Annotated in this window: 20 protein-coding genes and 1 tRNA gene; 7 read left to right on the top strand and 14 right to left on the bottom strand. The window is 63.2% G+C overall.

What is annotated here, in order from left to right; genetic code table 11:
* Window positions 1-7: 7 nt before the first annotated feature.
* The 7 genes from V6767_RS15540 to V6767_RS15510 all read right to left on the bottom strand — a co-directional run bounded on the left by V6767_RS15540 (window position 8) and on the right by V6767_RS15510 (window position 5,740).
* On the bottom strand, window positions 8-568 hold the full coding sequence (locus tag V6767_RS15540) for a LemA family protein (RefSeq protein WP_448474315.1): 561 nt from the start codon (window positions 566-568) through the stop codon (window positions 8-10).
* A gap of 50 nt (window positions 569-618) precedes the next feature.
* Complete coding sequence (locus tag V6767_RS15535; protein ID WP_448463095.1) at window positions 619-1,569, bottom strand: glycine--tRNA ligase subunit alpha; 951 nt, start codon at window positions 1,567-1,569, stop codon at window positions 619-621.
* Between the two features lie 104 nt (window positions 1,570-1,673).
* Window positions 1,674-3,161, bottom strand: coding sequence for a sodium/proline symporter PutP (gene putP / locus V6767_RS15530; protein WP_448463093.1), 1,488 nt, complete (start codon window positions 3,159-3,161; stop codon window positions 1,674-1,676).
* Between the two features lie 384 nt (window positions 3,162-3,545).
* A complete protein-coding gene (locus V6767_RS15525) occupies window positions 3,546-3,734 on the bottom strand; it encodes a hypothetical protein (RefSeq protein WP_448474314.1) in 189 nt (62 codons plus the stop codon).
* Window positions 3,735-3,752: 18 nt separating this feature from the next.
* On the bottom strand, window positions 3,753-4,619 hold the full coding sequence (locus V6767_RS15520; protein WP_448474313.1) for a S49 family peptidase: 867 nt from the start codon (window positions 4,617-4,619) through the stop codon (window positions 3,753-3,755).
* Between the two features lie 87 nt (window positions 4,620-4,706).
* Entirely contained in the window at window positions 4,707-5,513 is an 807-nt protein-coding gene (locus tag V6767_RS15515) for a tRNA1(Val) (adenine(37)-N6)-methyltransferase (RefSeq protein WP_448474312.1), read from the bottom strand.
* Complete coding sequence (locus tag V6767_RS15510) at window positions 5,510-5,740, bottom strand: putative signal transducing protein (protein WP_448474311.1); 231 nt, start codon at window positions 5,738-5,740, stop codon at window positions 5,510-5,512. The genes V6767_RS15515 and V6767_RS15510 overlap by 4 nt, the downstream gene beginning before the upstream one ends.
* 102 nt (window positions 5,741-5,842) lie before the next feature.
* Between V6767_RS15510 and V6767_RS15505 the strand changes: the two genes are divergently transcribed.
* Genes V6767_RS15505 through moaB form a run of 4 tightly spaced genes read left to right on the top strand, consistent with a single transcriptional unit; the run spans window position 5,843 to window position 10,132 of the window.
* Window positions 5,843-6,859 (top strand): polyprenyl synthetase family protein, encoded by a 1,017-nt coding sequence (locus V6767_RS15505; protein ID WP_448474310.1) that lies wholly within the window; start codon window positions 5,843-5,845, stop codon window positions 6,857-6,859.
* Window positions 6,860-6,912: 53 nt separating this feature from the next.
* Window positions 6,913-8,700: a tetratricopeptide repeat protein gene (locus tag V6767_RS15500; protein ID WP_448474309.1), complete on the top strand. Its 1,788-nt coding sequence runs from the start codon at window positions 6,913-6,915 to the stop codon at window positions 8,698-8,700.
* Window positions 8,697-9,602: a 4-(cytidine 5'-diphospho)-2-C-methyl-D-erythritol kinase gene (locus V6767_RS15495; protein WP_448474308.1), complete on the top strand. Its 906-nt coding sequence runs from the start codon at window positions 8,697-8,699 to the stop codon at window positions 9,600-9,602. The genes V6767_RS15500 and V6767_RS15495 overlap by 4 nt, the downstream gene beginning before the upstream one ends.
* Window positions 9,599-10,132, top strand: a complete 534-nt coding sequence (gene moaB / locus V6767_RS15490; protein WP_448474307.1) for a molybdenum cofactor biosynthesis protein B — start codon at window positions 9,599-9,601, stop codon at window positions 10,130-10,132. The genes V6767_RS15495 and moaB overlap by 4 nt, the downstream gene beginning before the upstream one ends.
* A 26-nt stretch (window positions 10,133-10,158) precedes the next feature.
* Here the strand turns inward: moaB and V6767_RS15485 are convergent, their stop codons facing one another.
* A complete protein-coding gene (locus tag V6767_RS15485) occupies window positions 10,159-10,677 on the bottom strand; it encodes a glycosyl transferase (protein WP_448474306.1) in 519 nt (172 codons plus the stop codon).
* Between the two features lie 181 nt (window positions 10,678-10,858).
* Here V6767_RS15485 and V6767_RS15480 point away from each other — a divergent pair, with 181 nt between their 5' ends.
* Both V6767_RS15480 and V6767_RS15475 read left to right on the top strand, forming a co-directional pair.
* The gene (locus tag V6767_RS15480; protein ID WP_448474345.1) at window positions 10,859-11,971 is read left to right on the top strand and encodes a PA0069 family radical SAM protein; all 1,113 of its coding nucleotides are present in this window, start codon (window positions 10,859-10,861) and stop codon (window positions 11,969-11,971) included.
* A gap of 128 nt (window positions 11,972-12,099) precedes the next feature.
* A complete protein-coding gene (locus V6767_RS15475; RefSeq protein WP_448474305.1) occupies window positions 12,100-12,756 on the top strand; it encodes a ribonuclease HII in 657 nt (218 codons plus the stop codon).
* Window positions 12,757-12,802: 46 nt separating this feature from the next.
* On the opposite strand, the gene V6767_RS15470 is transcribed toward V6767_RS15475, so the two are convergent.
* The 6 genes from V6767_RS15470 to V6767_RS15445 all read right to left on the bottom strand — a co-directional run bounded on the left by V6767_RS15470 (window position 12,803) and on the right by V6767_RS15445 (window position 19,466).
* Window positions 12,803-12,879: transfer RNA gene (locus V6767_RS15470), tRNA-Pro, on the bottom strand.
* A gap of 167 nt (window positions 12,880-13,046) precedes the next feature.
* Entirely contained in the window at window positions 13,047-13,862 is an 816-nt protein-coding gene (gene iolB / locus V6767_RS15465) for a 5-deoxy-glucuronate isomerase (protein WP_448474304.1), read from the bottom strand.
* Between the two features lie 30 nt (window positions 13,863-13,892).
* A complete protein-coding gene (gene iolE / locus V6767_RS15460) occupies window positions 13,893-14,795 on the bottom strand; it encodes a myo-inosose-2 dehydratase (protein ID WP_448474303.1) in 903 nt (300 codons plus the stop codon).
* Window positions 14,796-14,797: 2 nt separating this feature from the next.
* A complete protein-coding gene (gene iolD, locus V6767_RS15455) occupies window positions 14,798-16,621 on the bottom strand; it encodes a 3D-(3,5/4)-trihydroxycyclohexane-1,2-dione acylhydrolase (decyclizing) (RefSeq protein ID WP_448474302.1) in 1,824 nt (607 codons plus the stop codon).
* On the bottom strand, window positions 16,618-18,528 hold the full coding sequence (locus V6767_RS15450) for a bifunctional 5-dehydro-2-deoxygluconokinase/5-dehydro-2-deoxyphosphogluconate aldolase (protein ID WP_448474301.1): 1,911 nt from the start codon (window positions 18,526-18,528) through the stop codon (window positions 16,618-16,620). Before V6767_RS15450 ends, iolD begins: the two co-directional genes overlap by 4 nt.
* 128 nt (window positions 18,529-18,656) lie before the next feature.
* The gene (locus tag V6767_RS15445) at window positions 18,657-19,466 is read right to left on the bottom strand and encodes a MurR/RpiR family transcriptional regulator (RefSeq protein WP_448474300.1); all 810 of its coding nucleotides are present in this window, start codon (window positions 19,464-19,466) and stop codon (window positions 18,657-18,659) included.
* Window positions 19,467-19,576: 110 nt separating this feature from the next.
* Between V6767_RS15445 and iolG the strand changes: the two genes are divergently transcribed.
* Window positions 19,577-20,569, top strand: a complete 993-nt coding sequence (gene iolG, locus V6767_RS15440) for an inositol 2-dehydrogenase (RefSeq protein ID WP_448474299.1) — start codon at window positions 19,577-19,579, stop codon at window positions 20,567-20,569.
* Window positions 20,570-20,739 lie beyond the last annotated feature (170 nt).

Here is a 20,739-nt window from a genome sequence, read left to right as displayed (position 1 = left end):
CGAACGGTCAGAACGAGACGTTGGGCACGGCGCGATCGCCGGGTTCCTCGATCTCGAAATAGTCGCGCTTCTGGAATCCGAACTGGCCGGCGATGATATTGCTCGGGAAGCTCTCGACCTTGATGTTCAGGTCGCGGGCAGCGCCGTTATAATAACGCCGGGCCATCTGGATTTCGCTTTCGGTCTTTTCCAGCGAAGCCTGAAGATCGGCAAAATTCTGGTTGGCCTTGAGGTCCGGATAGGCTTCCGAAAGCGCGAACAGCCGGCCGAGCGCCTGGCTGAGTTCGCCTTCGGCCTGGGCGCGGCCGGCCACGTCGTTGGCTGCGACGCTCTGGGCCTTGTTGCGCTTTTCGACCACCTCTTCCAGCGTGCCGCGCTCGTGGCTGGCATAGCCCTTCACGGTTTCCACCAGATTGGGGATCAGGTCGGCGCGGCGCTTCAACTGCACGTCGATGCCGGACCAGGCTTCCTCCGCCGTCTGGCGGGCGCGCACCAGGGCGTTGTAGAGCGAGATGACGAAGCCGATCAGGGCTCCGATGATGACGATGATAACGATCAGGGTGATCATGCGTATTCCTTCCCGCTCTGGTCGCTCAATCGCCGGTCGAATGGCCGCCTTCAGGCCGCCTTGGCTTCAAAGCCCCCGGCATCGGTCAGAAGATAGGCCTCGCCGCAGGCTTTGGCCAGTGTCCGCACGCGCAGGATATAGCTCTGCCGCTCGGTCACGGAAATCACGCCGCGGGCATCGAGCAGGTTGAAGATGTGCGAGGCCTTGATGCACTGGTCATAGGCCGGGAACACGCATTTGTGCAGCATGCCCGGTTCGCCGGGCGATCCGGCCGCGAGCAGCGCCTTGCATTCGGCTTCGGCATCAAGGAAATGTCGGTGCAGCATCTCGGTGTTGGCGTATTCGAAATTGTGGCGCGAATATTCCTGCTCGGTCTGCAGGAAGACGTCGCCATAGGTGACCTTCTCGTCGCCCTCGCGGCCGTTGAAATTGAGGTCGTAGACGCTGTCGACGCCCTGCACATACATGGCAATGCGCTCGAGCCCATAGGTCAGTTCGCCGGCGACCGGCGCGCATTCGATGCCGCAGACCTGTTGAAAATAGGTGAACTGCGAGACTTCCATGCCATCGCACCAGCATTCCCAGCCAAGCCCCCAGGAGCCTGTGGTCGGGTTTTCCCAGTCGTCCTCGACAAAGCGAACGTCATGCAGCAACGGATCGAGCCCGATCGCCTTCAGCGAGCCGAGATAGAGCTCCTGCAGGTCCGGCGGCGACGGCTTCAGCAGCACCTGATACTGGTAATAGTGCTGCAGCCGGTTCGGGTTTTCGCCGTAGCGGCCGTCGGCCGGGCGGCGGGAGGGCTGGACATAGGCAACGTTCCAGCGCTTCGGCCCGAGTGCCCTCAGCGTCGTCGAGGGATGCAGCGTGCCGGCGCCGACTTCCATGTCGTAGGGCTGCAGGATGGCGCAGCCCTTGTCGGCCCAATAGGCCTGCAATGTCAGGATCAGCCCCTGAAAGGAGCGGGTCGGGTGCATATGGGGCGGTATCGTCGCTTCGGACATGGCAGAAGGTTTCCGTCATTCTTGAATGAGCGGTGAGTGCCACTAAAGCAGGTAAGGGTCAAGGGTCGGGTGGCCGCGCTTAAGCCCGGCCACCCGATTGGCGTTTATTCCGCCGCAAGCGGACGGAACTCATCCTTTGTCGGCGTTGCCAGGCTCACCAGCCAGATTGCAAGCCAGGCGACGATGAAGCCCGGGATGATTTCATAGATGCCCGGGCCGCCCATGAAACTCTGGTCGAGACCAAGGGAAATCCAGACGATGACGGTCGCTGCACCCGCCACGAGGCCCGCTACCGCGCCCGCGCCCGACATGCCCCGCCATGTCAGCGACAGGATGATCAGCGGGCCGAAGGCTGCGCCGAAGCCCGCCCAGGCGTGGGAGACGAGACCAAGCACTTCAGAATCGGGATTGTGGGCGATGAGAGCAGCGACGATCGCCACCGCCAGCACAAACAACCGGCCGATATTGACGATTTCCCGTTCGCTGGCATGGCGACGCAGGAACAGCCGATAGAAATCCTCCGTCAGCGAGGAAGACGCCACAAGAAGCTGGCTCGAAATCGTGCTCATCACGGCCGCCAGCAGCGCGGCCAGCAGGAAGCCGGTGATCAGCGGAATGAAGAGCTGGTTGGCGAGAATGATGAAGATCGTTTCGGGATCGGGAACGTTGATATCGTTGCCGACGGTGTAGGAACGCCCGAAAATGCCGACGCCGACCGCGCCCGCAAGCGAGATAATCATCCACGTCATGCCGATATTGCGCGCGGCCGGAACATCCTTGACCGAACGCACAGCCATAAAGCGCACGATGATGTGCGGCTGGCCGAAATAGCCGAGCCCCCAGGCAACGGCCGACAGGAAGCCGATCACGGTCAGGCCGTGGAACATCGACAGGAAATTCGGATCCACGCTCATCATCCGCGCCTCGGAGACGCCGAAACCGCCGGCCTTGATAAGGACAACGATCGGCATGATCACCAGCGCCAGCATCATGATGCAGCCCTGGATGAAATCGGTGAGGCTGACGGCCAGAAACCCGCCGATCATGGTGTAGATCAGCACGATGCCGAGGGTGAGATAGATGCCGGTCTGATAGGCACTCATGCCGCCGATATGGATCAGATCGGGAAAGGCGGTGTCGAACAGCTTGCCGCCCGCCACCAGCCCGGAGGCGGTGTAGACCGAGAAGAAAATCACGATCACGATCGCCGAAACGCTTCTCAGCGACAGCGCCTTGCTTGGAAAACGCTTGGACAGGAATTCGGGGATGGTGAGGCTGTTGTCATAGCGCTCGGTTTGTTCGCGCAGCCGCGGCGCGACGATGATCCAGTTGAAGAACGCGCCGACGACGAGGCCGATGCCGATCCAGCTCTGGGTCAAGCCCGAGACGAACAGAGCGCCCGGGAGCCCCATCAGCAGCCATCCGCTCATGTCGGAGGCGCCCGCGGAAAGGGCCGCAACACCCGGCGAGAGCTGTCGGCCGCCGAGCAAATATTCTTCGGAATTCGATGTGGATTTGCGCCAGGCGTAAATGCCGATGCCGATCATCAGCAGAAAATACGCCGTAAGGCTGATCGTGATACCAAGACTCATGGCCATCTCCTTCGCTTGGTTTCCCCTAAAGGAAATCGCGAAAGCCGATGGCCGCCGCGTCTTTCCTGTGGCGAGGAGCAGGCCTTGAAACGGCGCACAGCCCTACTCCGGCTGAACGGCGTCGCGTCTTCAGCGCGAATCCCCGGTTACCGCTCAGGGAGAAACTGTAGCACCGGGAAGAAAGTCGGAGCAAGCGGATTGCAAAACGTCAACTTTTGAACGGATTAAGCGTAGGGGAGAAGCGCGATGGTGGAACGGCTCCCTAGCACATGAAGTGCGGGCACGTGATCATCCGAGGACGTCACAAAGGAGCTCGTTCCGATGATCATTGAACGCTCGGAAACGAAAAAAATCAAGCCTTTCTTGATGTCGGCTGGCGACAGGCTAATCCGCGTTCTTCACCCGATATTCGCCGGTCACCGGGTCCTGCACCAGCGTGCCGGTGGCGCCGCTTTTCTGTTCGGCGCGCTTCTGCTCGCCGCGGGCGGAAAGCGCCTCGGCGTCGTTGACGAACTTGCGGTAGAGCATGTAGCCGCCGCCGGCAATGGCTGCCAGAAACATCAGTCGTCCCATTTCATGCTCCTCCGTCGTCTACAGACCGTAACGGCCCCATAATGCCCGCTCTTCGGCGGTTTCGGCAAGCCCTGACGCAAAGCCTGCGGCAATTTCCGCACCGTTGAGCTCGCCGGCAACGACTCCAGGCAGCTTGCGCCCGAGGAAATTGGTCGGGCCGGTCACGAGTTTCAGTTCCACCTTGTCGCCATAGCGGCTCTTGAGCGTGGCGCGCATATCGCCGATGCCATCGACCAGACCGCGCTCGACGCCGCCATTGCCGCTCCAGAACAGGCCGGAAAACAGCTCCGGATCATCGGCAAGCTTTGCCCCGCGCCTGTCCTTCACCATCTGGATGAAGACCTGATGAATCTCGTTCTGCAAGCCCTTCAGGAACTCGACGTCCTTTTCCTTTTCGGGCTGGAAGGGGTCGAGCATCACCTTGTTCTCGCCCGAGGTGTAGACCCGGCGCTCGACGCCAATCTTGCCGATCATTTCGGTAAAGCCGAAGCCGCCGGACACCACGCCGATCGAGCCGACGATCGATGTCGGATCGACGAAGATCTCGTCGCCCGCCAGCGCGATCATGTAGCCGCCGGAGGCTGCGACATCCTCCACGAAGATCAGCACCTTCTTCTGCTTTTCCTCGGCAAGCGCGCGGATACGCTGGTAGATCAGGCGCGACTGAACGGGAGAACCGCCGGGCGAATTGAGCGAGATCGCGACGCAAGGCGCCTGCTTCATCGAAAACGCCTTTTCAAGCGCAGGCGCCGCCGAGGCGAGATTCAGGTTGCGCCGCCCGGGCGAACTGCTGGCCATGATCGTGCCGGCGAGCCGGACGACGGGGATGATCGTCTTGTCCTTGCGGAACCTCTTGGGAACAAGCCCGGCGACCAGGTTTTTCATGGCGTCCTCTGCGTTTCAATGCGATTGACCGCATGTATGCGCGATCCCGCCGAAGACAAGGTCTCATGAGAAGAATAAGCCCGAAAATCAGGCGGTTTTGCCCGCCTTGCGCCGCGCATAGCATGCCCGGCCATTATTGAGATCATCGACATCGGGCAGGAAGGCGTGGCCGTCGCCGCCATGCATGATGATTGGCGGACGGAGCGCCAGCCGCGCGCGCGAACCCTTGATGGCGCTCGCCAGGATGCGGAAGGCATCCTCTCCGGCGCGGGCATGCACCGGCGTGATCTCGATCCCGCCGAAGCGTCTGCCGCAGGCGGCGATGATTTCGGCAAGCGATTGCGGTCGTGCGATCAGCGAAAGCTGGCCACTAGGTTTCAGGATCGCGCCGGCGGTGCGGATCCATGCCTCGAACAGCCCCTCCTCCATCGCGTGGGCAACCTGCTTCAGCCGGTCCGGCGTCTTGCGGTCACCGGCCGCGTTGAAGGGCGGGTTCATGATGACGTGGTCGAAGGCGTCGTCCGCAAGGCCTGCGGCATTTCGGCGCGCGCCGGTGAGTGTAACATCGGCCTCGAAGACCTTCATGCGGGCGTGGAACGCAGCGTTTTCCGCAAGCGCCAGCGAGCGGCGGGCGAAATCCGCCATCTCCGGCGAAAGCTCGAACAGCGAGACCTCCGCCTCGGGAATGCGGGCGGCAACGGCAAAACCGGCAGCCCCGGCGCCAGCGCCGAGATCGGCGACGCGTAGTCCCCGCCCGCCCCTTGCGGCCTTCGGATCGACCATAGCGGCAAGCAGCATGGCATCCATGCCGGCGCGGTGCCCCCTGCCCTTCGGCTGCACGAGATGGAATCGCCCGCGATGAAATGCATCGACGGTAAAGGCGTCGGCCGTCATTCCGGCTCCAGCTCCTTGCCGAGCCCGGCATCGACCAGCAGAGCACGGGCTTCCGCCTCAGCGCTTTCCTCGACCATCAGCCGGCGCGGCAGAAGACCGAGCGAGCCCTCCATCACGCTCATCGAGCGATCCGCCACGAAATGGTGGATTCCGGCTTCCTTCAGGAGGCTTTCGGCTAGGCCCAGCACCACGGCGTCATTGGTCCGCAACAGATTGACAAGGGCCATTCATCACTCCTGAAATTCGCGTGAAAGGAGCACATTGCCCCTTGTCGCTGCTTATGCCGCTCCCTATTGTCGGCATGAATGCATGAAAAGGAGCGAGCTCACTTGGGTTCCGTCGCACCACTGGTTAAAGAGAACAAAACATCCGGCTCGGTCAAGCCCATCGTGGATATGACCCGTTCCGACATGGAGCGCGTGAACGCGCTGATCCTGTCGAAGGCGGGCTCCGATGTCGAAATGATTCCGGAAGTCGCCAATCACCTGATTTCCTCCGGCGGCAAACGGCTGCGGCCGATGCTGACGCTCGCGACCGCCGCCCTGTTCGGCTATCGCGGCGAGCACCATATCCGGCTGGCAACCAGCGTAGAATTCATGCACACCGCCACGCTGCTGCACGACGACGTTGTGGACGAAAGCGACCTGAGACGTGGCAAGTCCAGCGCCCGGATGATCTGGGGCAACCAGGCGAGCGTTCTGGTCGGCGATTTCCTTCTCGGCCAGGCCTTCCGGATGATGGTGGAAACCGGCTCCATGGACGCGCTCTCGGTGCTCTCCGATGCCGCCGCCGTGATCGCCGAAGGCGAAGTGCTTCAGCTTTCGGTCTCCAAGAAGATGGAAACCACCGAGGACGATTACATTGCCGTTATCCGCGGCAAGACGGCCGAGCTTTTCGCCGCCGCCGCCGAAGTCGGCCCGATCATCGCCGGCGCGTCCGATGCCGACCGCAAGGCCTTGCGCGATTACGGCATGGCGCTCGGCATCGCCTTCCAGCTTGTTGATGATGTGCTCGATTATGGCGGCGACAGCGCCGATCTCGGCAAGAATGTCGGCGACGATTTCCGCGAGGGCAAGGTGACGCTGCCGATCATCCTCGCCTATCAGCGCGGCAACGACGACGAAAAAGCGTTCTGGCGCAACGCCATCGAAGGCGGCGAGAACGACGATGCCGCCCTCGAAAAAGCCCGATTCCTCCTTGAAAAATATGCGGCGCTCGCCGATTCCGTAGATCGTGCCCTATCTTATGGTGAGGCGGCGCGCGCGGCACTGTCCGGTCTGCCGCATTCCGAAGGCCGTCACGCCCTTGAGGAAGTGATCGACTTCTGCATCGCGCGGATCAACTGACCGACCGGCGCCGCCCGGACAGCCAATGCCGGACCGTCAATGAAAGGGAGCGGATGACCAGCCTGAACAAACGTCGCCTGAAAACCATGCTTTTTGCCGCCGCGCTCGCCTTGCCGATGACGGCGGGCGCCAAGGACGCGACGGTGAACGACCCGGCCTATGATGCCCAGGGCGCGTTGAGCTTTGCCGGGGCGCTGCTGGCCGGCCAGACCGCTGCCGTGGATAACGACCTGGACCGGGCGATCGCCTATTTCCGCCGAGCGTTGCAGCACGAACCTTATGACAGCGGCACCAACAACCAGCTGTTCGTCACCCTGATCTTCAACGGCGATCTGAAAGCCGCCGAGGCGCAGGCGGACAAGACATCCGACGAACCGCAACTCGTGCCGGTGCGCGAACTGGCGCTGGGGCTTGCGGCCCTTCAGGACGGACGCTTCGCGGAAGCGATCCCCCGTTTCGAAGCCTATGGCGGCGCACCGCTCAACGACCTGGTTTCCGGTCTGCTTCAAGCCTGGGCGCTTTATGGCGAGGGCAAGAGCGATGAAGCGCTGGAAAAGGTCGACGCACTTTCCGGTCCGCCCTGGTACGATCTTTTCACCAATTACAATGCCGGCGCGATCGCTGCCGCTTCCGGCGACACCGCCAAGGCCCGCAGCTATTTCAACGATGCCCTGCTCGACCGCCAGGGTTCGGCAACCTCGCCCGACACGATGCTGAAGACCGTCATCGCGCTTTCGGCGATCGAGGCCGAAGCCGGCAATACTCGCAAGGCGCTCGATACGGTCTCGACCGTAGAGACCTACGGCCTCAACCCGGCCGTGCTCAATCCTGTGCGCGAACGCATCGAGGCCGGCGAGCCCATACAGTCGCTGCCGGAAACCGCGGCCGAAGGCGCCAGCGGCGCGCTGTTCGAAGTCGCGGCGGCGCTTAACCAGGGCGGCAGCGATGACATTGTTACGCTCTATCTGGCACTCGCCGAGGCGCTGACGCCGGATGATTCCGACGTGCTTTACCTGCGTGGCGTGGTTGCCGCCGCCAATGATGAGCCGGAGCGCGCGCTTGGCTATTTCTCGCGCATTCCCGAGGATGCCCCGCAATATCGCCTCGCCGAACTGCAGCAAGGCCTTGCGCTTGCCGGCCTCGATCGCTTTGACGAGGCGCGCGACCACCTGACCGCGCTGATCGAGGAGGCGCCGGATGACCGCCGCGCCTATCTGGCGCTGTCGGGTGTTTATTCGGAACAAAAGGATTTCCAGGCGATGGCCGATCTGCTGGACCAGGCGGTGGCGCGCATCGGTCCGGTCGCGTCGGCGGAGGACTGGAGCATTTTCTACCGCCGGGGCATCGCCTATGAGCGACTGAAGGAGTGGGACAAGGCCGAGCCCGATTTCAAACGGGCGCTCGAACTTTATCCGAATCAACCGCAGGTGCTGAACTATCTCGGCTATTCCTGGATCGACCAGGGCATCAATCTGGAGGAAGGTCTCGACCTGATCCAGCAGGCCGTCGATCAGCGCCCCGATGATGGCTATATCGTCGATTCGCTCGGCTGGGCCTATTTCCGGCTCGGACGCTATGACGACGCGGTGCGCGAGCTTGAGCGCGCGGTGGTGCTCGATACCGGCGACCCGACGATCAACGCCCATCTCGGCGATGCCTATTGGCAGGTCGGCCGCAAGCTTGAGGCGATCTACCAGTGGAAGAAGGCGCTTTCCGACGACCCGCCGGAGGATCTGGTGCCCGAGCTCAACGACAAGATCGCCAACGGGCTGACGCTTGAAGACGACAAGACGCCGCTTGCCAAGGCCGAGGGAGACGGAGACGCCGTCAAGACGCCGTGACCACGGCTGACGGCGCGGCCATTGCGGTCGACGCCCGTGCCAAGATCAATCTCGCGCTCCATGTCACCGGCCGGCGCGGCGATGGCTACCACCTGCTCGACACGCTGGTGACCTTCGCCGCCTTCGGCGACCGGCTGACCTTCGCGGAAGCTGAGGCCGATCTTTTCACGCTTTCCGGCCCGTTTGGCGACGCGGTTCCGCGCGGCGATGATGCCGAGCGCGGCAATCTTGTGCTGAAGGCCCGCAATCTGTTGCGCGAACATGCCGAGGCAGAAGGGCTTTCGGCGACGCCTGTGCATATCCATCTGGAAAAGCAATTGCCGCCCGCATCCGGCATCGGCGGCGGCTCAGCGGATGCAGCCGCGACCTTGCGCGGCCTTGCGCGGTTCTGGCGGCTGCCCGGCGAAGTGCCCGCATCGCTCGCGCTTTCGCTTGGCGCCGACGTGCCGATGTGTCTTGCCGGAAAGCCGCTGTTTGCCCGGGGGATCGGCGATACGATAACGCCGATAGCCGGGTTTCCGAGGCTCTTCCTCGTGCTTGCAAACCCCTTGCACCAAGTCTCTACGCCCGAGGTTTTCAGAGCGCTCGAACATCGCGATAACTCACCAATTCTGGACGGCGATATGCCACGCCGGGCCGAGGACTGGCTTGCCCTCATCAAGCGCGCCCGCAACGATCTGCAATTTCCCGCAAGCCGGATCGCGCCGGTGATCCACGCCGTGACCGATGCGCTGGCGGCGACCGGGACCGAGCTTGTCCGCATGTCGGGATCGGGCGCGACCTGTTTCGGTCTCTACCTCGATCTTGCGAGCGCCGAGATTGCGGCGCGTAACCTTGCGGCGGCCTATCCCGACTGGTTTGTCGTTGCCACGCCCACACTTGCCGCAGGAGATGCCGCATGAGCGATCGCCCCTTCATTCCCGTGCGCTTTGCCGTTCTCACCGTTTCCGACAGCCGGACGTTGGCCGACGACCGTTCCGGCGATACGCTGGCCGCGCGGATCGAGACCGCGGGTCATGTTCTGGCCGATCGCCGCATCGTCGGCGACGACCGGGCGCAAATTGCAGAGACAGTGAAGGCGTGGTGCGACGATGACGGGATTGATGTGGTGGTGACCACCGGCGGAACCGGCTTTACCGGCCGCGATGTGACGCCGGAGGCGATCGAGCCGCTGTTCGACAAGCGGATGGAGGGCTTCTCAGCAATCTTCCACCGGATTTCGTTCGAGAAGATCGGCACCTCGACGGTGCAGTCGCGCGCGACCGCCGGGCTTGTCGGGAAAACCTTCGTCTTCGTGCTGCCGGGCTCGCCCGGCGCCTGCAAGGATGGCTGGGACGGGATCATCGCCCAGCAGTTCGACTACCGCCACATGCCCTGCAATTTCGTGGAAATCATGCCTCGGCTCGATGAGCACCTGAAGCGGAACGCGTAAAACGCCGGCATCGCGCCTGATTCGGGTCAGGTGCGAATCATCGCCCAGGCCGGAATGATCTCGCAGGAAAGCCGCCGCGTCATCTGCCGGCGGGCGAGCATGAAGGGCGAATCACCGCCAGTGCTGGCCTTTTCCAGGGCCATTGGCTTTGGCAAAAGCACGCCGACTTCCAGCGGGCACCGTTTCGCAAAAAGCCGTTGCCAGAGCGAACGGCGGTGCCTTTTCGAGCGCGAGAACCGCGCAGGGCTGTTTTCCAGCGCGATATGATCGGACACCGCCTCCACCCAGCCGGAAAGCGGCCGCGCGCCGGGCTCCAGAACGAGCACCCAGTCGCCGCGCGACTGGCGGATGACGTCGGGCAGATCCCAGCTGCGCATGAACCGGCAGCCGGCGGCATCGGCCACGCGTTCGACGCCCTCGCCGCCGCCGTGTTCGAGAACAATGACATCGCTGACAAGCCCCTCGACGGCGCCTGCCACCAGGGCCGAGAGCGTGTGCGCAAGCTCGGCTTCCTGATTTCTGCTTTCGATCAGAACGCTTAACATGCCGTTATTTAGGCAATTTGCAGGGCTCTTGCCAAGGGCCAAGGCCCATGTGAACGGAAGGCGCGCCATATGTTCTTGCTTTGTTCTAAAAGTTAACCTATATTTTCCCTCAGTGTTGCGAACGGACACGAAGATCCGTCGGCGCAACAGACGGGAGATGATCATGGAAGACGCTTTCGATATGGACATCGCCGGCTTCACGCCGCCTCCGACCCGACATTTCGAGCCGGTCGAGACCGGCCGCAGGCGCGGCCGCGCGGCGACCGCCAACCCGTCCGGCCGGTTCGAGCCGGTAAGCCGCGAGCGCTTTGACGACGGCTGGCATCTGGAGGAGGACCTGCCGGCCTTTTCCACCGAGGTGCAGGTCGAGAAGGTGAAGTCGATCATCACCCGCAACACCTCGCCGGACGTGCCGTTCGAACGCTCGATCAACCCCTATCGCGGCTGCGAACATGGCTGCATCTACTGCTTTGCGCGGCCTACCCACGGCTTCATGGGGCTCTCTGCCGGGCTCGATTTCGAGACCCGGCTGTTTGCCAAGCCCGATGCGCCGCGCCAGCTTGCCCGCGAGCTTTCCAAACCCGGATACCACGCCAAGACCATCGCGATCGGCACCAATACCGATCCCTATCAGCCGGTGGAAAAGGAATGGCGGATCATGCGCCAGGTGCTGGAAGTGCTTGCCGATGCCAACCATCCGGTTTCCATCACCACCAAATCCGCGCTGATCCTGCGCGATATCGACATCCTGTCGCAGATGGCGGAAAAGCATCTGGTCAAGGTTTCGATGTCGGTGACCACGCTCGACCGCAAGCTTTCCCGCAGCATGGAGCCGCGCGCCGCCACGCCGCCGCGCCGGCTGGAGACGATCCGCGCGCTTGCAGGCGCCGGCATACCCGTCGGCATTTCCGTGGCGCCGATCATTCCGGTGCTGACCGATCACGAGCTGGAGCGCATTCTCGACAGCGGCGCTGCCGCCGGGGCGAGCGAGGCGAGCTATATTCTGCTGCGTCTGCCGCTTGAAGTCGCGCCGCTGTTCAAGGACTGGCTGCTGGAGCATCACCCGGACCGCTATCGCCATGTGATGAGCCTGATCCGCTCGATGCGCGGCGGCAAGGATTATGATGCCGAATTCGGCAAGCGGATGAAGGGCAGCGGTCCCTATGCCTGGCAGATCGCCCGCCGATTCGAAATTGCCGTCAAGCGGCTGAAGCTCACCCGCCGCAGCACGACCCTGCGGGAAGACCTGTTCACCCCGCCCGATGGCGGAGGCGCGCAGCTCAACCTGTTCTAATTCCTTTCCGGCCGGGAGAGCCCTTGGACCCGGCCGAGGAAGTCCCCTTCACTGCCGCACATGAGCAGTTTTCAGAATTGCTCCGAAGGGGACTTGCGGGAGATCGGAAGGCGGTGTGAAATGACGCAATGTCATCCGCGCTTCCTTCCGATTCTCCTGCCCTTTTCGATCTGCCGCCGGCGGTGCCCGATTTTTCGCTGGAAAGCGCGGCGCGTTTGCGCGGGTTATGGCCCGTGGCCGGCTGCGACGAGGCCGGCCGTGGCCCGCTTGCCGGCCCGGTGGTGGCGGCGGCCGTGATCCTCGATCCGGAGAATATTCCCGAAGGCCTCAACGATTCGAAGAAGCTCACGGCAAAGGCCCGCGAGGCCCTGTTCGAGACGATCTTCGATTCGGCGCTGGTATCGGTCGCCTCCAGCAGTCCCGGCCGGATCGACCGCATCAACATCTTGAGAGCCTCGCTCGATGCAATGCGGCGCTCCGTGCTGGGCCTTGCGCTGCCGCCGGCCCTGGTGCTTGCCGATGGCCGCGACCAGCCGCCCGGAATCCCGTGCCGCTCGCAGGCCGTGATCAAGGGCGATGCCCGGTCGGTTTCGATCGCCGCCGCCTCGATCATCGCCAAGGTCACCCGCGACCGGATGATGGCGCAAGCCGCGACCATCTATCCCGCCTACGGGTTTGACGGCCATGTCGGCTATGGCACAGCGGTCCATCGCGCGGCGATCATCGACACTGGCCCCTGCCCGCTTCACCGCATGAGCTTCCGCCCGCTACGCGAAGTCGAATAGCCGCCTCAAGGCGCAAATTTTTCAGGAATTTTTCGGGAAATTGCGATGGTCGGAGTGGCAAGATTCGAACTTGCGACCCCCTCGTCCCGAACGAGGTGCGCTACCAGGCTGCGCTACACTCCGTGACCAGCGGCTGCTCTATAAAACAGCCTGCCTGCTTCGGCAAGCGCCCCGCGACATTTTTTTGACGCGAGGCCTGAGGTTATGAACCGCCGAGGGCTTCGGGGCCGAAGACTGCATAAAAAACCGTCTCCGGATCGCCGACGCGGGCCTTCTCCCGAAGGCCGATCTTACTCGGATTTGGCGTCGCGCTGGTAGATCCAGTCGTGATCCGGATGGTTTTCAAATCGCCACTTGCGCAGCGGGCCGGCCATGACGTTGAGGTAGTAGAGTTCATAGCCATAGGGCGCACCGCAAGGGTGGTGGCCCTTCGGCACCAGCACCACATCGCCATCCGACACCGCCATGGTCTCGTCCAGCGAACCATCCTCGGTGAAGACTCGCTGGAAGGCGAAGCCCTGTGCGGGGTTCAGGCGATGGTAATAGCTTTCCTCCAGATAGGTCATATCGGGGAAACGGTCCTCGTCATGGCGGTGTGGCGGATAGGAGGACCAGTTGCCGGAAGGCGTGAACACCTCCGTCACCAACAGACTGTCGGCGACATCGCGCTCTTCCATCGCAATCGGATAGATATAGCGCGTGTTGGCCCCTTTGCCGCGTTCGTTCAGCGCGATGCCTGCCGGCCCGATCACCTGCGCTTCGCGACCGGGCTTTGCCGGGGCGGTGCAAACGGCGAGCGTGCACTCAGTCGTGGCGGTGGCTGACCATTCGCTGCCCGCCGGAATATAGACGCAATGCGGCGGCAGGCGTTCGAACACGCTCATGCGTTCCCCCAGCTCACCGAAGGAAGAATCACCCGATGCGATTTCTGCCTTGCCTTCGACAAGCACCAGAATCACCTCTGTATCGCCGGTATTCTCGCGGGCGCTCTCGCCTGGCTTCAGGCGGTAGAGCCCGAACCCGACATAGCCCCAGTTCGCGCTTTCCGACGTGATGTCGTGCACCTTGCCGGAGGAGGCCGTGGGTTTCCTGAGAAGATTGCCCATCGTTTGTTTTCCCTTTTTCTGTCTTCAGCCTCAGGCGGCGGTGTCGAGACCCGCCGCCTTCGCCATCGCCTTAAGGCTTTTCAGGCCGAGCGACTGATACTCGAACGGATTGCGCACATCCGGATCCTGCTCGGCCTCGATCACCAGCCACCCCTGATAACCGGCATCGGCCGCGACCTTCAGCACGGGCGCGAAATCGACGCCGCCCTCGGCATCGCCCGGCACGGTGAACACGCCGCGGCGCACGCCTTCGAGGAAGGAGAGGTTTTCATCGCGTACATGCCGGGCGATCGCGGGCCGCACATTCTTGGCGTGGATATGGCCGACGCGGCCGATATGTTTCGACGCCAGCCGCTCCGGGTTGCCACCGCCGAACAGGCAATGGCCGGTATCGAACAGCAGCCTTGTCGCCGGCCCGGTGTTTTCCATCAGCCTGTCGATCTCGTCCTCAGTTTCAACGATCGTGCCCATATGGTGATGGTAGACCAGCGCAATGCCCTGTTCGGCGGCATGTTGCGCCAGGGCCTCGACGCCCGCGCCGAAATCGGCCCATTGATCATCAGCAAGCTTCGGCCTTTCGTTGACGGGTCTGCCGTCATCGCCATGGATCGCATTCGAGGTTTCGCACACGATGATCACCTTCGCGCCCATCGCCTTCAAGAGATCGAGCGCGGGCTGCATCGCCTTCTTCTCGTCTTCGACCGAATGCGTGAGCAGGTTCAGCGAATGCCAGCCGGAGACATATTTCAGGCCGCGCGGCTCCAGCACCGCTTTCAGGCCCTCGGGGTCCTGCGGGAACTTGTGGCCCTTCTCGATGCCGTCGAAACCGATCTTGGCGGTCTCGTCCAGGCATTGCTCAAGGCTGATATGGGCGCCGAGGCTGCGGTCGTCATCATTGGTCCAGGCAATCGGATTTGTGCCGTAGAGGATCATGCTCAGCTTCTCTTCTTGAGCGCGGCTTCATAACCGGCGCGCGCTTCGTTGACTTCGTTCCGTTCGGAGACTTCCGGCACCGCCACATCCCACCAGTGGCCGCCTTCATCCGGCGTCGGGTATGGATCGGTGTCGATCACGATCACGCTCACCGCGCTCGCGTCCCGCGCCGCCGCCAGCGCCTCGTCAAGCTCCGCAATCGAGGCGACCTTGGTGGCGTTCGCGCCCATCGCTGCGGCATGGGCGGCGAAATCGATGGCGATCGGATTATCATGGTTGGAATGGGCGTAAAGATTGTTGAACTCGGCCCCGCCGGTCGCCATCTGCAGCCGGTTGATGCAGCCATAGCCGCGATTGTCGGTGATCACGACGGTGATCTTGACGCCCATGGCGACGGCGCTTGCAAGCTCGGAATTCGCCATCATGTAGGAGCCGTCGCCGACCATGACGATCACGTCGCGCTCCGGCTCAGCCATCTTGATGCCAAGCCCGCCGGCGATCTCGTAACCCATGGTCGAGAAGCCGTACTCCATGTGGTAGGAGAGCGGCAGCTTCGCCTTCCAGAGCTGATGCAGCTCGCCCGGCATGGTGCCGGCGGCGCACATCACCACGGTGTTGTCGCGCGCCGCGCGCTGGACGGAGCCGATCACCTGCATGTCGGTCGGCAGCGCGTTGGTATCCTCGGGCTTCGCGGTATAGGCGTCGGCCCTGGCGAACCATTTGGCCTTCAGCTTCGCGTCGGGCGCCGCAAAGCGTTTGTCGCCCAGCGCCGCGCTCAGCTTTTCGAGCCCGACGCGGGCATCGGCCACCAGCGGGATGGCGTCGTGCTTGGCGCTGTCGAACGGCTGCACGTTCAGCGCCAGGATCCGGCGCTCGGGATGGCTGAACAGCGACCACGAGCCGGTGGTGAAATCCTGAAACCGCGTGCCCACGCCGATCACCAGATCGGCCTTTTCGGCAACCGCATTGGCGCTTGCCGTGCCGGTGACGCCGACCGCGCCGAAATTCAGCTCATGGTCCCAGGCAAGCGCGGACTTGCCGGCCTGCGTCTCGACCACCGGGATGCTGTGCCGCTCGACGAATTTGGCGAGCGTCTCCGTCGCACCGGAAAAATGCACCCCGCCGCCGGCAACGATCACCGGGTTGTTGACCGCCTGAATGGCCGCGACGGCGGCTTCGAACTCGGCCGCGTCCGGCTCAGGGCGGCGCTGGCGCCAGACTTTCTTCTCGAACAGTTTCTCCGGAAAATCAAAGGCTTCCGCCTGCACGTCCTGGCACAGCGACAGCGTCACCGGCCCGCACTCGGCGGGATCGGTCAGCACCCGCATGGCGCGCGGCAGTGCGGTGATCAGCTGTTCGGGCCGCATGATGCGGTCGAAATAGCGGCTGACGGGACGGAAGCAGTCATTGACGGTCATGGTGCCGTCGCCGAAATCCTCAAGCTGCTGGAGCACCGGATCGGGGCCGCGATTGGCGAACACATCGCTCGGCAGCAACAGCACCGGCAGGCGGTTGACATGGGCAAGAGCTGCGGCCGTGATCATGTTGAGCGCGCCCGGACCGATGGAGGAGGTGACCGCCATCGCGCGCCGGCGGCGCAGCTGCTTGGCATAGGCGATCGCCGCGTGGGCCATGGTCTGCTCGTTCTGGCCGCGATAGGTCGGCAGCGTGTCGCGAATGCCGTAAAGCGCCTCGCCGAGCCCCGCGACATTGCCGTGGCCGAAGATCGCCCAGACGCCGGCGATGAAGGGGTCGTCATCCTCGTTATACTGGTTCGCGAGATAGCGCACCGTCGCCTGCGCCGCTGTGAGCCGGATGGTTTTCATGCTGCGTACTCCTTGCGCGCGCGGTCCCAGACTGCGGCGAGGCCGCGATATTTTTCCGCCATCTCGGCAATGGCGGTATCATCGTCGATCCGGCCGGCCAGCCATTTGCGCGCGGTTTCTCCGAATATGGTGCGGCCGACGGCGAAACCCTTGACCAGATCGAATTTTGCCGCCGTGGCGAAGCTTTCCTCCAGCTCGGCGGCCGGGGCATCGAGCCCCAGCACGACGATGCCGCGCACATAAGGGTCGTGGCTGGTGATCGCGGAACAGGCCTTTTCCCAGGCCTCTGCCGATTTCATCGGCTCCAGCTTCCACCAGTCGGGATAGACGCCGATCTCATAAAAGCGGTTGATGATGGCGGCCGTGGTGCCGTCATCAATGGCGGCGACCTTGGACGGGATCACCTCCAGCAGGAATTCCAGCCCGTTGCGGCGCGCGGCGGAAAAAAGGCGCGACACCGTCGCCTCCTGATCGGCCCGCAAGGCGGCGTCATCATCGGGGTGATAGAAGCAGAGCACCTTCACGACACTGTCCACCGGCCATTCGCCAAGCCCGCCGAAATCCGGGCCGATCTCGGCCTCGGTTTCAAGCGGGCGCGAACCGGGCAGCTCTACCGGGCGACCGATCCAGAGCCCCGTACCGGTGGCGGCATAGAGCGCATCGCGCCCGAGCCGGCCATCGCACAGAATGCCATAGCCCGGCCTGCCATCGGCAACGCGGAGCGCCGCCTTCAGGCAGAGTTCCTTAAACGGGCCGAGCCGCTCATGGGAAACGCCCGCCTCGTCCGCCATCTCCTCAAGCTGGATGCGGTGGTCGAAGGCGAAGACGCGCATTTCCGGCCAATCGCCCATGCGGTTGGTCGACCAGTGCACCTGCTCCAGCGCCTTGTCCTTGCGCAACGCCTTGTCGCGGATGCCGGTGCGGAAGAAATACTGCAACTCCTCCCAGCTCGGATAGGCCGGCGTGCAGCCGTGGCGCGATACCGCGAAGGCCCCGCAGGCATTGGCGTATTTCAGGCTGGTCGGCCAGTCCTCGCCGGTCAGCCAGCCCTTCAGCAGGCCGGACATGAAGCCGTCGCCGGCGCCGAGCACGTTGAACACCTCGATCGGAAAGCCCTCGCCGGTCTGTCCGTCATCGAGGCTTGCCGGAATATCGCCGTCGAACACCACAGCGCCCATCGGGCCGCGTTTGCACACCAGCGTCGCCTTCGAGACCTTCCGCACCGCCTTCAGCGCCTCAAGCGTATCGGTGCTGCCGCCGGCGATGTGGAATTCCTCTTCCGTGCCGACGATCAGATCGAACAGGCCGAGCGTGGATTGCAGCTTGGCGGTGACGGCGTCCGATTCGATATAGCGGCTTTCGCCCGCGCCGTGGCCGGCAAGGCCCCACAGATTGGGGCGGTAGTCGATGTCGAGCGCGGTCCGCGCGCCGTTTTTGCGCGCCAGCTTGAGCGCCTTCAGCACGGCGGCCTCGGTACGGGGATGGGAAAGATGGGTGCCGGTGGCGCAGACGCAGCGCGCCTCGGCGATATAGGCGGGGTCGATATCATCTTCCGAAAGCGCCATGTCAGCGCAGTTTTCGCGGTAGAAGATCAGCGGAAACTGCTCCTGGTCGCGGATGCCGAGCAGAACCAGCGCCGTCAGCCGCTCCGGATCCGTCTTGACGCCGCGCACATCGACGCCCTCGCGCACGAGCTGCTCGCGGATGAAGCGGCCCATATGCTCGTCGCCTACGCGGGTCAGCAGGCCGGATTTCAGACCGAGACGCGCGGTGCCCGCGGCGATGTTCGTGGGCGAGCCGCCGATATATTTGTTGAAGGAGGCCATGTCCTCCAGCCGCCCGCCAACCTGCGCGCCATAAAGATCGACCGAAGACCGGCCGATGGTGATCAGGTCAAGTGACGACAATGATGCCTCCCTGCCGGACACGTTCGCCGGCCTATGCGCCGCGCGGATTCGCGGCGTCTGTCGATTTCAATTTTGGATTATAAATTCTATTTTTCTTCGTTTCAATAAAATTATTCGGATTTCAAGGCTCACGAACCGTTACGCGCCGTGCCGACGGCGACCGTCAAGGCGATGGCCAGACCGAGCGTGGCGGAGAGCGAACGGAAGGCCCCGAAATCGACCTCGGTGACCGAAAGCGTGGCGGCGGAAAACGGCCGCAGGGGGCTGACGACCGTATCGGTGATGCCGACCACCGGAATGTCGTTTTCCGCCGCCTGTTCGGCAAACGCCACCGTTTCGGCGGTATAGGGCGCGAAGCTGATGGCGATCACCACATCGCCTGGCCGCACGGCCTGATAATTGGCGAGCCCGCCGACAGCGCCATGCAGCATGGCCGGCACATTCATCCGCTCGAAGGCATAGGCGATATAGGTCGCCACCGAAAACGCCCGTCTGAGGCCAATGATATGGATCATCTTCGCTTCTGAAAGCAGCCGCACCGACTTCTCAAGCTCCGCCGGTTCCACCGTTTTCAGCAGACCCTCAAGCGAAGTCCGCCCCGCATCGGTGAATTCGGCAAGCAGCGCCACCGGGCTACCCGCCGCAGTCTCGCGCAGATGCTGGAGCCGGGTGCGATAATCCGGCCAGCCGCCGACATAGGAATCGCGAAACAGTTTCTGCATCTCCGAAAAGCCGGAAAAGCCGATGATCTGGCAGAACCGCATGAAGGCCGAGGGCTGCACGCCTGCGCCATCGGCCATTTCCGCCACGGTCGAAACGGCGATCCTGTCCTGGTTGGCGGCCACGAAATCCGCGCATTGGCGCAGCCTCTTGGGCATTGTGCCGGCGAGATCCGCCAGCCGTTCCTCGAATTCCCTGATCGTGGCCGGCGCCGTCATGCGTTCCCCTCTAAATGATATTGACATGAACCATGCTACAAACTAGCAAAATGGAATATATATTCCAACAAGATTGTCGCCGCCCAGGCGACGCTCACCGGGAGGATAACATGGTCACGACGATAGCGCTTCTGGGCGCAGGCCGCATCGGCAAGGTACATGCAAAGGCGATCGCCGAGGACAAGCGCGCCCGGCTGGTTGCGGTCGCCGACGCGATGGCGCCGGCCGCCGCCGCGATCGCCGAGGCGACCGGCTCCAAGGTGATGACCATCAATGAAATCGAGGCCGATGGCAGCATCGACGCGGTGATCATCTGCACCCCCACCAACACCCATGCCGACCTGATCGAGCGTTTTGCCCGCGCAGGCAAGGCAATCTTCTGCGAAAAGCCGGTGGATCTCGATGTCGCCCGCGCCCGCGCCTGTGCCGATGTGGTGAAAGAGGTCGGCGGGCGCGTCATGCTCGGCTTCAACCGCCGCTTCGATCCGCATTTCCTGGCGGTGCGCAAGGCAATCGATGACGGCCGGATCGGCGATGTCGAGATGGTGACGATCGTGAGCCGCGACCCCGGCCCGCCGCCGGCGGAATATATCAAGGTCTCCGGCGGCATGTTCCGCGACATGACCATTCATGATTTCGATATGGCCCGCTTCCTGCTCGGCGAGGAGATCGCGACCGTTTCCGGCACGGCGTCCGTGCTGGTGAACCCGGAAATCGGCGAACTCGGCGATTACGACAGCGCAAGTCTGGTGCTCGCCACGGCAAGCGGCCGCCAGTGCGTGATTTCGAATTCGCGCCGTGCCGCCTATGGCTATGACCAGCGCATCGAGGTGCTGGGCTCGCTCGGCTCGGTCACGGCCGAAAACCAGCGCCCGGTCTCGATCGAGATCGCCAACAAGGATGGCTACACCCGCCCGCCGCTGCATGATTTCTTCATGACCCGCTACACTGCAGCCTATGCCGCCGAAATCTCCGCTTTCATCGACAGCATCGAAAACGGCACCGCGCCCTCCCCCTCGATCGAGGACGGACTGATGGCGCTCGCCCTTGCCGATGCGGCTGTGCGGGCCGTGAAGGAGCAGAAGACGATCGCGGTCGGCTGAACGCCGGGCGCTCCGCACTGCCGCTATCGAGCAGGGAATACTGCGCACGTCGCTGCAAAGGCGTGCACATGCGCCTTGTCCGCTCTCGAAAGTCAACGCTCTGTCTCAAAAACTTCATAAAGGCTTTGTTGCACAACAGTGCATTCCAAAGCAGAATGAGGTTGTCGAGG

It is taken from the genome of Martelella sp. FLE1502 (assembly GCF_053484255.1).
This window is presented reverse-complemented; position numbering and strand designations above follow the sequence as displayed.

What these genes read in the sequence shown, in the direction of transcription:
- V6767_RS15540 (WP_448474315.1), bottom strand. Translation starts at nt 568, where the DNA reads ATGATCACCCTGATCGTTATCATCGTCATCATCGGAGCCCTGATCGGC.
- V6767_RS15535 (WP_448463095.1), bottom strand. Translation starts at nt 1,569, where the DNA reads ATGTCCGAAGCGACGATACCGCCCCATATGCACCCGACCCGCTCCTTT.
- putP (WP_448463093.1), bottom strand. Translation starts at nt 3,161, where the DNA reads ATGAGTCTTGGTATCACGATCAGCCTTACGGCGTATTTTCTGCTGATG.
- V6767_RS15525 (WP_448474314.1), bottom strand. Translation starts at nt 3,734, where the DNA reads ATGGGACGACTGATGTTTCTGGCAGCCATTGCCGGCGGCGGCTACATG.
- V6767_RS15520 (WP_448474313.1), bottom strand. Translation starts at nt 4,619, where the DNA reads ATGAAAAACCTGGTCGCCGGGCTTGTTCCCAAGAGGTTCCGCAAGGAC.
- V6767_RS15515 (WP_448474312.1), bottom strand. Translation starts at nt 5,513, where the DNA reads ATGACGGCCGACGCCTTTACCGTCGATGCATTTCATCGCGGGCGATTC.
- V6767_RS15510 (WP_448474311.1), bottom strand. Translation starts at nt 5,740, where the DNA reads ATGGCCCTTGTCAATCTGTTGCGGACCAATGACGCCGTGGTGCTGGGC.
- V6767_RS15500 (WP_448474309.1), top strand. Translation starts at nt 6,913, where the DNA reads ATGACCAGCCTGAACAAACGTCGCCTGAAAACCATGCTTTTTGCCGCC.
- moaB (WP_448474307.1), top strand. Translation starts at nt 9,599, where the DNA reads ATGAGCGATCGCCCCTTCATTCCCGTGCGCTTTGCCGTTCTCACCGTT.
- V6767_RS15485 (WP_448474306.1), bottom strand. Translation starts at nt 10,677, where the DNA reads ATGTTAAGCGTTCTGATCGAAAGCAGAAATCAGGAAGCCGAGCTTGCG.
- V6767_RS15480 (WP_448474345.1), top strand. Translation starts at nt 10,859, where the DNA reads ATGGACATCGCCGGCTTCACGCCGCCTCCGACCCGACATTTCGAGCCG.
- V6767_RS15475 (WP_448474305.1), top strand. Translation starts at nt 12,100, where the DNA reads ATGTCATCCGCGCTTCCTTCCGATTCTCCTGCCCTTTTCGATCTGCCG.
- iolB (WP_448474304.1), bottom strand. Translation starts at nt 13,862, where the DNA reads ATGGGCAATCTTCTCAGGAAACCCACGGCCTCCTCCGGCAAGGTGCAC.
- iolE (WP_448474303.1), bottom strand. Translation starts at nt 14,795, where the DNA reads ATGATCCTCTACGGCACAAATCCGATTGCCTGGACCAATGATGACGAC.
- iolD (WP_448474302.1), bottom strand. Translation starts at nt 16,621, where the DNA reads ATGAAAACCATCCGGCTCACAGCGGCGCAGGCGACGGTGCGCTATCTC.
- V6767_RS15445 (WP_448474300.1), bottom strand. Translation starts at nt 19,466, where the DNA reads ATGACGGCGCCGGCCACGATCAGGGAATTCGAGGAACGGCTGGCGGAT.
- iolG (WP_448474299.1), top strand. Translation starts at nt 19,577, where the DNA reads ATGGTCACGACGATAGCGCTTCTGGGCGCAGGCCGCATCGGCAAGGTA.